The 11800-nt window shown below is 48.6% G+C and carries 8 protein-coding genes; 2 read left to right on the plus strand and 6 right to left on the minus strand.

The genetic code is table 11. The annotated features are described in order from the left end of the window. Positions 1–7 precede the first annotated feature (7 nt). Entirely contained in the window at positions 8–1852 is a 1845-nt protein-coding gene (locus tag CX664_RS03195; protein WP_101745332.1) for a Na/Pi cotransporter family protein, read from the minus strand. A 593-nt stretch (positions 1853–2445) separates the two neighbouring features. Between CX664_RS03195 and CX664_RS03200 the strand changes: the two genes are divergently transcribed. Beyond that, positions 2446–2868, plus strand: coding sequence for an H-NS family histone-like protein (locus tag CX664_RS03200; protein WP_101745333.1), 423 nt, complete (start codon positions 2446–2448; stop codon positions 2866–2868). 51 nt (positions 2869–2919) lie between these two features. Here the strand turns inward: CX664_RS03200 and CX664_RS03205 are convergent, their stop codons facing one another. The 4 genes from CX664_RS03205 to rpmB all read right to left on the minus strand — a co-directional run bounded on the left by CX664_RS03205 (position 2920) and on the right by rpmB (position 5591). Then, positions 2920–3585 carry a hypothetical protein gene (locus tag CX664_RS03205; protein WP_101745334.1) on the minus strand — a complete coding sequence of 222 codons (666 nt, stop codon included), beginning with the start codon at positions 3583–3585 and terminating at the stop codon, positions 2920–2922. Between the two features lie 31 nt (positions 3586–3616). Then, the gene (trhP, locus tag CX664_RS03210) at positions 3617–4942 is read right to left on the minus strand and encodes a prephenate-dependent tRNA uridine(34) hydroxylase TrhP (protein WP_101745335.1); all 1326 of its coding nucleotides are present in this window, start codon (positions 4940–4942) and stop codon (positions 3617–3619) included. Positions 4943–5153: 211 nt separating this feature from the next. Then, positions 5154–5321: a 50S ribosomal protein L33 gene (gene rpmG, locus CX664_RS03215; RefSeq protein ID WP_034834535.1), complete on the minus strand. Its 168-nt coding sequence runs from the start codon at positions 5319–5321 to the stop codon at positions 5154–5156. 33 nt (positions 5322–5354) lie between these two features. Beyond that, positions 5355–5591: a 50S ribosomal protein L28 gene (rpmB, locus tag CX664_RS03220; RefSeq protein ID WP_101745336.1), complete on the minus strand. Its 237-nt coding sequence runs from the start codon at positions 5589–5591 to the stop codon at positions 5355–5357. A gap of 746 nt (positions 5592–6337) precedes the next feature. On the opposite strand from rpmB, the gene CX664_RS03225 reads away from it, so the two are divergent. Further along, positions 6338–11188, plus strand: a complete 4851-nt coding sequence (locus CX664_RS03225; RefSeq protein WP_101745337.1) for an NAD-glutamate dehydrogenase — start codon at positions 6338–6340, stop codon at positions 11186–11188. On the opposite strand, the gene CX664_RS03230 is transcribed toward CX664_RS03225, so the two are convergent. After that, positions 11185–11505 carry a hypothetical protein gene (locus CX664_RS03230; protein WP_101745338.1) on the minus strand — a complete coding sequence of 107 codons (321 nt, stop codon included), beginning with the start codon at positions 11503–11505 and terminating at the stop codon, positions 11185–11187. The two genes, CX664_RS03225 and CX664_RS03230, sit on opposite strands and share 4 nt — an antisense overlap. Positions 11506–11800: the final 295 nt, after the last annotated feature.

Below are 11800 nucleotides of genomic sequence, written 5' to 3' on the forward strand. Positions count from 1 at the left end.
GGCTCACTCATTTTTCAAAAGAGCCAGCAACGTTTTTTGGAGGAGTAGATCGAGCCTCAAAATTAAGATCGATCTCTCGATATTCTTCGCGATCCCTGGTTAACATAATCACGGCTCCATCAATAAGACTGGTGCAGGCATCATGTACATGGGCACTGTCATTCATCAAAGAGCTGGCCATAAATGAGTCAACCAGGTTGGAGCGAATGAGTTCATTCAGTTTTCTGTGCATCTGCTCATCCTGCTCACTCAGCTCCAGCTTTAACTGTTCCGCATGCTGACGAATATGATCATAATTGCGTCGTACTCCCAATACATCAATAAGCTTCAGGACTGAGGCAAGGCACAGTCTGAGCTGGTTGTATTGGTGGCGTATCTGCTCATTATCCGAATGCAGGTAATACCCCATATTTTTATAGATATGCTTGACATGCTTTATGGCCTGGACAAAATCACGACAGGCAACTTTAAGCGCAAATAACTCCTGCACCTGCGCTCTGGGAAGATTCCCTTCTATGGCTCCTGAATAGTGGATAATGTCCGCATAGATACCTTTGATATGTCGAATATACAGCTCTTTTATGGTCCATGGCTGATCATCGCGTATCCAGCTGTTCACCAGATCCGTCAGACTGTCCGACTCCCTCAGCTTGTCACCGGTAAGATATATTCCATAACAGATCAGTTCGAGTGTATTTCTGTATAAATGGTCGCACTCCCGGGTCAGGGCTCTTAGCGCCGTATCCGGATAATTCAGTGTTGCCGGGGTTAAGTAGCGCGCCCGGTGAATGGCAGGATTATCCTCAGTGGCAAGATTCAGATGAGACTGCCTGTCAGGATCGACAAAGAGCGTCTCCAGCCAACGGATAAGCAGCTGGAAAAAAGGAAGTTGAACGACTATTCCCATGACATTAAAGAGACTGTGGAACAGCGCAAGCTTCAGCGTGTAGTCGTCTGCCCCGATTGGAAAGAATCCGGCAGTAAAATCCACAAGCACTTTTAACTGGGGCAACAAAAGGATAGCCAGAGCAGCGGTGGCCACATTAAACGTAATATGTGCCACAGCCAATCGCTTCCCTGCTGCATTTGCCCCCATCGCTCCCAGCACTGCCGTTATGGTTGTACCGATATTTGAACCGATAGCCAGTGCTAACGCATTATCGTAAGTCAGCTGCCCCGCTGCCAGGGCAGAAAAGGTGAGTACCAATACCGCATTGGTGGACTGCATGATGATGGTGGCCAGAACACCAAAGATCGTGAAGACCAGAATGCCCTGCATTCCTTCCATGGAGAAGCTACTGAAATCAATCACAGTCTGGAATGCTTCAAAACCCTCTTTCATGTAATGAATACCAAGAAAGAGAAAGCCAATACCCAGCAAGATGCAGCCGAAGCCACTGAATGTTTTCTCCCGCTGACTCCTCAAAATCAAACCGAAAACGAGTAAGGGCATGGCATAGGAAATCAGCTTTAACTTCATACCATACAAGGCAACTAACCATGCACCGACAGTGCTGCCCAGATTTGCCCCAAAAATGATGCCTACGCCTGCAGCCAAGCCAATCAGGCCGGCACTGAGAAATGAAATAACAATGACGGAAACCAGCGAACTGGACTGAAGGACAGCGGTCGTGGTGATACCGAAGGCCAGACTTTTCCAGAGACTGTCGGTGGTTTTCTGAAGGAACGCCTCAAGCAGCCCCCCTGTAAAGACCTTAAACCCCTTTTCCAGATAAACCATGCCCAGCAGAAAAATAACCACACCCGCCGTGATCACCTGAAGCTCTGAGCTAACCCAAAAGCCATAAGTCAATAGCAGCAGTGCTGTTGGAAGAACAACGCGTCCGAGCATATTTAGTCCCAGGCCAACCGGTAACACCCATTCACAATCCCCATGAGCAGAAAATACGGGGCTATAGCGTCTGTTATCGACGGGTAAACAGGATCCCTCCAATGTATCTGTTCTTCAATTAATCACCATCGGGAAAACGGTTGAGCTCTGGCTGAAAAACGACGGGGCGAAAGCAAGGGTTCGGTCAAATATTGCAACATGGATGACAACAAAAAGCCGCATTGAGCCAAAGCTACGGCCCTGACTTACGCAATACAATCCAGCAAAGTATCTGAATAAAACATGTGCCTTATAACTTGATAAATAGAGGGCAGTAACCGACTGTTAACAGGGGGAACCAGTAAAATGAAGAGCTGTATTTTATAAGGATCAAACTCACCATTTCCTTGCCAATCAAACAAAATACATTACTTTTATTCATATTGAACGAGTAATAAGCAGAACCATTCTGTGAATTACCCCATACCTGCATAACTGACAGGTAACCGTTCCAGTCTTGCTTTACAGATATTTGTCGACTTTCTTAATGTCCGTGTTGATGCATTATTTATTGCCTCATACGGTCAAGGGCTCCAGTAGATTGAGGGTATACAATGAAATTACTGGATGAGTTACATCATCGGCTAGGTAGTAAATCCCGGATTCGCTCACTATTCAAAGATGTCAGTGTTCAGGAGCTGGAAAAAATTCTGGACCGCCTGAAAGGGGTACATAAGGAAAAATTGCAATCCAGGGTTAAAGAGGATGCAAAACGACAGAAAAAGATGAAAGACATTGTCGCTATACACAAAGAAATGGCGGAACTTGGTATTACGCTCTCAGATCTCGACAACATTAACGACCCGGGCAAAACGGGAAAACGCCGACGAACTGTCGCAAAGCATACCTTTCAATATGAAAATCCAGCCGGACAAACTGTGTACTGGGAGGGCTCAACCACAGGAAGACTGCCAAAAGACTTTCAGGAGTACCTGGAAAAAACTCAGAAAAAGCGGGCAGAGTGCATTATTAAGTAAAGTCAGGATTCTGTAAAAATACCGTTTCTCATTATCCCCGGCGTTGATCAGTTACAGCTGTTGCATGTGGGTGACCATTGAGCGAATCCAGAGCGTCAGGTCATCCATATCTTCAAGGGACAGTAGTAAAAGGGCCATATCAAGTGGGTCCAACTCACCTTCATGTTGAAAGACCTCACCTTTGCAGGCTGAAATCATATTCCGCAGTTCATCCACAGCCATCTTTACTTCCTGATTAACCTCCAGCAAAGCCCGGGATTGTTGTTTTCTAAATCCTGCGATGCCCAGGCGGTCCTGTTTTGCAACGCCCGACTTCAAGCTATAAACAACGCTGGCAAAGTGTTGATTCAACTGTTCAACGGAACGCTGCAAATCTTCGGTAAGCCTGGGAGGTCGATACGTTAATCGCTCAGCCAGTCGGCAGATCAGGTGAGCCAGGTTATTCTGAGTCTGTAAGAGGGAGAGCACCAGCCCCTTGGGCTGCGCGGTCAATGTTGGCTGGTTGAGTCTGGCCAGAATTTCCTGCTCCAGTTTTTCCACGGCTGGCAGAAAATCAACAAGCCATTTCGCCCGTTCATGCCACTGGTCATCGGCAGTTAACCGGCTCTGCAACTGCCTGTTCAATAGCACCAGGGCGTCCAGGATCACCTGTCGATGCTGGCTTAACGGCTTATAGGCAGAGCCGGAAAAAATACTGGTAAAGGTCGTAAGATCCATAACGATCTTATCGACTCAGAATATCACCGGATTAGGGCAGATTTCGCACCAGCAGTGAGTGGGCATTTGGCAAAACACCGTCAGGCTTTGGTATTTTTACCAGGTGGCCCGACCCGGGAGCTACATCAATACGTTCACCACGGCGATTTTCCAAATGCTCCAGATTGAACACATAGTTGCCTTTGGGGGTCATCAGCTCCAGGGTATCCCCCAACTCAAAGCGGTTTTTCACATCCACCGTTAGCTGCTGATCGTCAAACTCAACAATTTCACCGACAAACTGCTGCTTGCTTTCCCGGGAGTTACCGGTTTCATAATTCTGATACTCATCGTGCACATGGCGACGATAAAAGCCTTCGGTATAACCTCTGTTGGCCAGATTCTCCAGAGTGTCCATCATGCCCATATCAAAAGGATTACCCGCTACGGCATCATCAATGGCTTGACGGTATACCTGGGCGGTTCTGGCAACATAATAAAAAGACTTGGTCCGCCCTTCGATCTTGAGGGAGTGAATGCCCATCTCCGTTAAGCGACGAACATGCTGAACAGCCCTGAGATCCCTGGAGTTCATGATATAAGTGCCATGCTCATCTTCAAAAGCAGGCATATACTGGTCCGGACGCCCCTTTTCCTGCAGCAGGAAAATAGAGTCAGATGTTTCGCCAGTCCCAAGGGTTGGAGTAACCATCTCCGGGCTGCTACTGACCGGAATCACATCACCGCTCTCAGTCTCTTTCGCCTCATGGGCCTGATACTGCCAGCGACAGGCATTGGTGCAGGTTCCCTGGTTCGGGTCTCTTTTGTTGATATAACCGGAGAGCAGACAGCGGCCCGAGTACGCGATACAGAGCGAACCATGAACAAACACCTCAATCTCGGTATCAGGGCACTCTTCCCGGATCTCCTGAATCTCCTCCAGGGATAACTCACGGGACAGAATAATCCGCTCAACCCCCTGCCTGGCCCAGAATTTTACCGTGGCAAAGTTCACCGCGTTCGCCTGAACCGAGAGGTGGACTGGCATATCCGGCCAGGTTTCACGCACCATCATAATCAAACCCGGATCGGACATGATCAGTGCATCAGGCCCCATGGCAATCACCGGCTCCATATCCCGGAGATAGGTTTTCACCTTACTGTTATGGGCCGCAATATTACTGGCCAGATACAGCTTTTTGCCCAGGGCGTGAGCCTCATCAATGCCTTTTTTCAGATTGTCCAGTTTAAAGTCGTTATTGCGCACTCTCAGACTATAGCGGGGCTGGCCAGCATAAACAGCATCTGCACCATAGGCAAAAGCAAAGTGCATATTCTTCAGTGTTCCCGCTGGCGAAAGGAGTTCCGGTTTCATCATGACCTACAGCTGATGTTCTTGAATGGCGCGCATTATAACAGTGCAACCACAATGCAACAGTAGTGAGAGCTCACAGTTCCTAAGTGCAAAGCAGGGGATGGCAGGTTTTGATCCTGAGCAGGAATATTAACAGAGGGGGGAAAGCGCAACAGAAGTGAGTAGCGGTCCGTATCAGTTTGCCTGATACGGACCAGAGCAAAGCAAACAAGATTTACTTGATCTTGTATTCCTTGTACTCAACGTGCTTGCGAACAACCGGGTCATACTTCTTGAACACCAGCTTGTCAGGCGTATTACGCTTGTTCTTGGTGGTGGTGTAGTAGTGACCAGTGCCTGCGCTGGAAACCAGCTTGATTTTCTCACGAATACCTTTAGCCATGATTTATGCTCCTGCTAAGTTAGCTATCTCGACTTAAAAAGATTGACCGCTGGCGCGCAGATCAGCCAGAACGGCATCAATGCCTTTCTTGTCGATAATACGCATGCCTTTTGCAGAAACACGCAGGCGCACAAAGCGCTTTTCACTTTCAACCCAGAAGCGCTTGTGGTGCAGGTTAGGCACGAAGCGACGACGGGTTTTATTCTGAGCGTGGGAAACATTGTTCCCGGTAACCGGGCGCTTGCCGGTAACCTGACAAACCTTGGACATGTGGATAGCCTCTCAAACCGTCTCTTAAACCAAAATCACCAGCCATGAGGCCGGAAAACTTAACTGAATTCCAGTGTCTGCTTCGGGCAGATCTGCCCATGGTTACAGAGTCAAGAGACCTTCAAGACTCATCAGCAGCTACCCTCATACAAAGATCGGGCTTTATACCAGAATTGGACGCCGCTTGCAAATTCCATCAGGGCTACGGATTATGCTTAGCCCGCGCAAAATCAGCAATCCCAAGGCATTTTAGCTATTTCTCGACTATCTTGACGAGAGGCTTGACGAGCAGCTTGACGAGAAGGTTGACAGAAAAGCTCAACGAGAAGGCTGTCAGCAAAGCCAGGCCAACATTGTTAACGCAACCAGACACTGTTTAATCGGCTCATTACCAATAGAGCAAACGCAATTTTATACAGCGGTATTGATCGATGTCACCCAAAAGTTGTCACTGCGGAAAACCAATGATAGTACGTCGTGGTGATCAATTTATTCTGGCCCATAAGCATTGACAGTTATGGTAAGTAGTTGGCCAAATGGAATCGTATATTTCTGGCTAAGTGGGCAGTTGCTATGCAAGACGCAACGTAGGGAGCATAGCCGTAGCTATGTGACCGGAGTTGCAACGCCGCAGAGTGACTGACAACTTAGTCAGAAATATATGATTTCATTTGGTTAACTACTTATAACCCGGCAAATCAGGTGGGACAGTTTGCCGTACTCAATTCCAGTGACAGAGGAATATCATGGACCGCTTTACCGATTTTCGAGCCATCATCGTTAATCAGGTTCAATCGCTTCTGGCAAAGCGCATGTCAACCAAAGAATATGAGCAAATACAGGCGCTTGCTGATGCCTATTACCGGGGAGTTGCCAGCAAAGACCTGACCCGGATCAATACCGATGACTGCTATGGCGCACTCCTCTGCCTGTGGCAGTTTCTACAGGCCCGGCAGCCGGAACAAATCAAGATCCGCGTCTACAACCCGGAACCGGAAACCCACCACTGGCACTCCACACACAGCATTATTGAAATTATCACGGATGATATGCCCTTTCTGGTGTCTTCTGTGTTGATGGAGCTTGATCGTCAGAAAATAAAAGTTTACAGCCTGAATCACCCCACCCTTCGATTAGCGAGGGACAGCACAGGTCAGCTGCAAGCCATCAGCACGCCACAGGCAGAAATAACCGAGGCCGTTATTCGGGTTGAAATAGACCGCCAACCGGAACAACTGGATTTAGAAAAAGTCGCTGCCGGTATCCGGGATATCGTTGCAGATGTTCACAAAGTGGTTTCTGACTGGGAGGCCATGCAAACCAGGCTGGATGACGCCATTCAATGGTGTCAAAGCCACCCCGTGCCATTACCGGATGTTGAACAGAAAGAATCGCTTGCTTTTATGAAGTGGCTGAAAAAAGACAATTTTCTGTTCATCGGCTTTCGCTATTACGAGATCATCCATGGGTCAAACACACTAAGACTGCGCGCCAACAGTAAAACCGGTCTGGGGACATTCCGGGAGGCCCCCCATCAGCATCCGGTAGAGCAAGAGCTGTCCCCCTATATTGCCTCACAAATTCAGGCACCTGAGTTACTGGTTATCACCAAATCCATCAGCCGCTCAACGGTTCATCGTCCCGCACACCTGGACTATATCGGGATAAAACAATTTAACGATGCCGGTGTAGTCACCGGAGAATGGCGTTTTTTCGGACTGTTTTCATCAACCGCCTACAACATCCCGCTGGATAATATTCCGCTGATACGAAAGAAAGTGGCCAGGCTTTTAAAAAGCAACAGCTGCCCGATAAACAGCCACCGGGGTAATGCCCTCCGCCACATTATTCATAACTACCCAAGGGACGAGCTCCTGCAGGCAAGTTTCGAACAACTTAAGGCCGTCATTAATGGGATTCTTGACTGCCATGAATTGCGGCAGTTGAAAGTATTCCTTCGTCCCGACCCCTATGACCGCTTTATTACGGTGCTTATTTACGTATCCAGAGATAATTTCAACACAGAACTTCGCTTACAGATGCAACAGATCCTGCTCAGTGAGCTGAGTGGCAACAGTATTGATTTCAATGTTCAGCTATCGGAAAACCCAATGGCGCAGTTGCAATTTACCGTGCATTGTCGTCATGCCAGTCAGCAGGATATTGATGTTGAACGGCTGGAAGCCATGATTCATGAAGCGATGCTGAACTGGACAGATCACCTGCAACAGGCGTTAAAAGAGGCATTTGGTGAGGCTTCGGGTAACCGGCTGGCGCAGTGTTATCTGCAGGCATTTCCCGCCGCGTACCGGGAGGACGTTACCCCCCGACAGGCAGTAGCAGACATTCAACGTCTGGAATCGATAAAAGACAGTCATCAGATAAGCACCAGCCTCTACCGTCCGGTGACTGACCATTATCGGTGGCACTTTCGGGTGCTGGGTAAAGGCCCACTTCTGGCACTCTCAGATGTGCTTCCCATTCTTGAGAAGATGGGCGTCAGGGTTCGCAGTGCGAGGCCTTATGCCATCACCCCCTATCGACAGGAACATGCCTGGGTGCTTGATTTCAGTATTGAGCCTGATGGCCATGATAACGCTCTGACAACCAAAATAAACCCGCCGGACGTTGACACCTCAAACCATACCAACCTTGAAGATACCCATCTGCGGGAGCAGTTTCGGGAGGTGTTTATTCGCACCTGGAAGGGGGATATGGAGAATGACGGGTTCAACGGTCTGGTGGTTTCAGCCGGTTTGAACTGGGAGCAGGTTGTGCTCATCCGGGCTCTGTCCAAATACCTGATGCAACTGCCAGTGCCCTTCAGCCAGAGCTATATGCAAAAAGTTCTGAACAGCAACCCATCGGTGGTGCGTGAAATCGTAGACCTGTTCAGCATCCGTTTTTATCCGGATTTCCGTGGTGATCGCCTTAACATGGCCAATGCCTGCTCTGACCGGATTTACCAATTGCTGGACAGTGTCGCCAACCTTGATGAAGACCGGATCCTGCGTCACTTTCTCAGCGTCATCGAGGCCATGTTGAGAACCAGCGCCTATCAGAAACAGGGGGAGCCAAAAGGTTATCTGTCGTTCAAACTGCAACCGGAAAAGATTCCAACCTCACCTCAGCCAAGGCCCATGTTTGAAATATTTGTCTACTCGCCTCGCTTTGAAGGCATCCATATGCGCTGCGGGAAGATTGCCAGGGGAGGATTACGATGGTCAGACCGGATGGAGGATTTCCGCACCGAGATTCTGGGGCTGGTCAAAGCCCAGATGATCAAAAATGCCATTATTGTTCCCCACGGGGCCAAGGGGGGCTTTGTCACCAAAAATCTCCCGGCCAATGGCTCCAGGGAAGAAATACAGGCGGAAGGGATTGCATGTTATCGAGCATTTATCTCCGGACTTCTGGATCTGACCGATAACCTGCAGGGCGGAAACATCATCCCTCCGGAAAAGGTTATACGCTACGATGATGACGACCCTTACCTTGTGGTGGCAGCGGATAAAGGCACCGCCAGCTTTTCCGATATCGCCAACGATGTATCCCAATCCTATGGGTTCTGGCTGCGGGATGCTTTTGCCTCTGGTGGCAGCCAGGGCTATGACCATAAAAAAATGGGGATCACTGCCCGGGGTGCCTGGGAGTCGGTAAAAAGGATCTTCAAAGAGCGTGAAATCGATACCCAGACCCGGGATTTTACAGTCATCGGTATTGGTGATATGTCCGGTGATGTATTTGGCAATGGCATGCTACTTTCCAACCATATTCGACTGATTGCCGCCTTTAACCACCAGCATATCTTTATTGACCCCGATCCGGATATTTCAGTCAGCTTCAATGAGCGTCAGCGCCTGTTTAATTTACCCCGGTCCTCCTGGGACGATTACGACCGCAGCAAACTATCAGAAGGTGGTGGCGTATTCAGTCGCCAGCTAAAAAGCATTCTTTTGAGCAAGCAGGCCAGAACCGCACTGGCAACGGATAAAACCATTCTGTCGCCTGCGGAACTTATCCAGACAATTCTGAAAGCACCAGCGGATCTGTTGTGGAATGGCGGCATTGGCACTTACATAAGAGCCAGCAGTGAAAGCAATGCCGATGTCGGGGACCGGTCCAATGATAATGTCAGGATCAGTGCCAGTGAACTGAATACCAGCGCGGTAGGAGAGGGCGGAAATCTGGGCCTGACTCAGTTGGCAAGAATTGAATTCTCCAGCAGAGGCGGCCTGATCAACACCGACGCCATAGACAACTCAGGGGGAGTCAACAGCTCAGACCATGAAGTCAACATCAAGATTCTGCTCAATCAGATGGTGGATGATGGTGACATAACCATAAAGCAGCGTAATAGTCTGCTGGCCAGTATGACCGATGAGATCGCCAGGCTGGTTCTCAGGCATAATTTTTTACAGAGCCAGAGGCTAAGCCTGAGCCTGCAACAGAATGTTCTGCTGTTTAATGACCACCGCTTTCTGATCAGAAATCTCGAACAAAAAGGGCGTCTTAACCGGGCTCAGGATGGCCTGCCATCGGATACAGAAATTAAAGCCAGGGTGAAAGCCGGTGAAGGCCTTACCCGGCCAGAAATAGCCATTCTTTTGTCCCATACCAAGCTGGAGCTTTTTGAATCCCTGGTCTCAGCCAATGTGGCTGATGACCCGATACTGGCGGCAAAACTGCTGGACTATTTTCCATCACAACTGCGCAACCAGTTCCCTGATCAGATCAGACATCACCCATTAAAAACTGAAATACTGGCGACACATCTAAGCAACGAGGTTGGCAACCGGATGGGAGCGACGTTTATTGAGTATATCCATCAGGAAACCCGACAGTCAGAGCTTAATTGTGTCCGGGCATTTATGGCGATAAAAGAGATCTTTTCCATTCCATCCATCTGGGATCAATTTGAAAGTCTGGGTTTTGCTGTCAAAGATGATATCCAGAGAATAGAACTGTTCCGGATACAGCAGCATATCGAAAAAGCCTGCATCTGGTTGCTGAAGAATCATGGCTGCCCTATGGATATAGAGTCGCTCATCAGTAACTATAAACCGGGCGTCTGTGCCGTCAGTGGACAACTGGCACAGCTGCTCGGAGAGGAAGATTGCGCCTGGCTCGGTGGCAGGGTTGCCCGGCTTCAGGAAGCACAGCTGCCGCAAACGCTGGCGGAAACCTGTGCGAGCCTTCGATATCTTTATTACGTACTGTTTATGGTCAGTGTGGCGAATGAATATCAATTTACCGTTATTGATGTGGCCTCTGTCTTTTTTGCCCTTGAAGATTATCTGTGCCTGCCCTGGTTAAGAGAACGTATTCGTCAACTGCCGGTTAACGACCTCTGGCAACGCAAGGCACAATCATCTTTGAAAGATCAGCTGGATCGAACCCTCAATGATAATTGTATTCATGTTCTGACCCATTCACAGGGAAAGCCGGAAGAGCGCCTTAACCGGTGGCTGGAAAAAAATGCTGAGCTGATTGATCGCTGGAAAGCGACAATCCGGGAAATACAATCCGCCAGAGAGCAAAATCTTGCCATGCTGTCAGTAGCTGTACAGGAACTGTCGCTTATTGCCTCAAGCTAAGGAGGCTGACCAAGAACAGACTGCCTGCCCTGCTGCGGTGGCAGCAAATTGGTCAATAGAGAGATAAAGAAATGAACAATACAGGCGCAAAAAAAACGGTCATCAGGGGAAGATGACCGTTTCATGACATCTGTTACAGCAACATCGACAAAGTACAAAGCTAAGGGTTTATCGTGATCCGGGTGACTATCTTGAAAAACTCCGAGCATCCCAGGGAAGTAATCAACCAAGCCCACCGCCTCAGGCTCTTTAACGGTCAACAAACCCCATTCTTTAGACTCGGTTGGATAAAAATTCGGCAGAAAAAAAGCCAGCATCCGGGGGAAGGATACTGGCTATATAGCTTCGGCTACAGGGGAGCAGCCTACCACTCAAGTTAATGTCAACACAAAACACACAGTGAGCAACAAGAAATCAGAATCGAACTACTGCTTTTTTCTCATCCTCATATACTCAGACAAGCAAAATTCCAAAAAGTTCCCTGAAAAATAAAAAAAATTTAAAAAAAACCAGCATCCTGAAAAAGGACACTGGCTTTACACGATAGATGCGGGGAAACATATACCGCTTCAACATCAACAACACTTAACACACAAGGAGCAACTCATTTGA

The organism is Endozoicomonas acroporae (assembly GCF_002864045.1).
In the GTDB taxonomy this organism is placed as follows: Bacteria; Pseudomonadota; Gammaproteobacteria; order Pseudomonadales; family Endozoicomonadaceae; genus Endozoicomonas; species Endozoicomonas acroporae.

Excerpts from the sequence above, each read along its gene's own strand:
- CX664_RS03195 (WP_101745332.1), bottom strand. The coding sequence starts at position 1,852 with ATGCTCGGACGCGTTGTTCTTCCAACAGCACTGCTGCTATTGACTTAT.
- CX664_RS03200 (WP_101745333.1), top strand. The coding sequence starts at position 2,446 with ATGAAATTACTGGATGAGTTACATCATCGGCTAGGTAGTAAATCCCGG.
- CX664_RS03205 (WP_101745334.1), bottom strand. The coding sequence starts at position 3,585 with ATGGATCTTACGACCTTTACCAGTATTTTTTCCGGCTCTGCCTATAAG.
- trhP (WP_101745335.1), bottom strand. The coding sequence starts at position 4,942 with ATGATGAAACCGGAACTCCTTTCGCCAGCGGGAACACTGAAGAATATG.
- rpmG (WP_034834535.1), bottom strand. The coding sequence starts at position 5,321 with ATGGCTAAAGGTATTCGTGAGAAAATCAAGCTGGTTTCCAGCGCAGGC.
- rpmB (WP_101745336.1), bottom strand. The coding sequence starts at position 5,591 with ATGTCCAAGGTTTGTCAGGTTACCGGCAAGCGCCCGGTTACCGGGAAC.
- CX664_RS03225 (WP_101745337.1), top strand. The coding sequence starts at position 6,338 with ATGGACCGCTTTACCGATTTTCGAGCCATCATCGTTAATCAGGTTCAA.
- CX664_RS03230 (WP_101745338.1), bottom strand. The coding sequence starts at position 11,505 with ATGCTGGCTTTTTTTCTGCCGAATTTTTATCCAACCGAGTCTAAAGAA.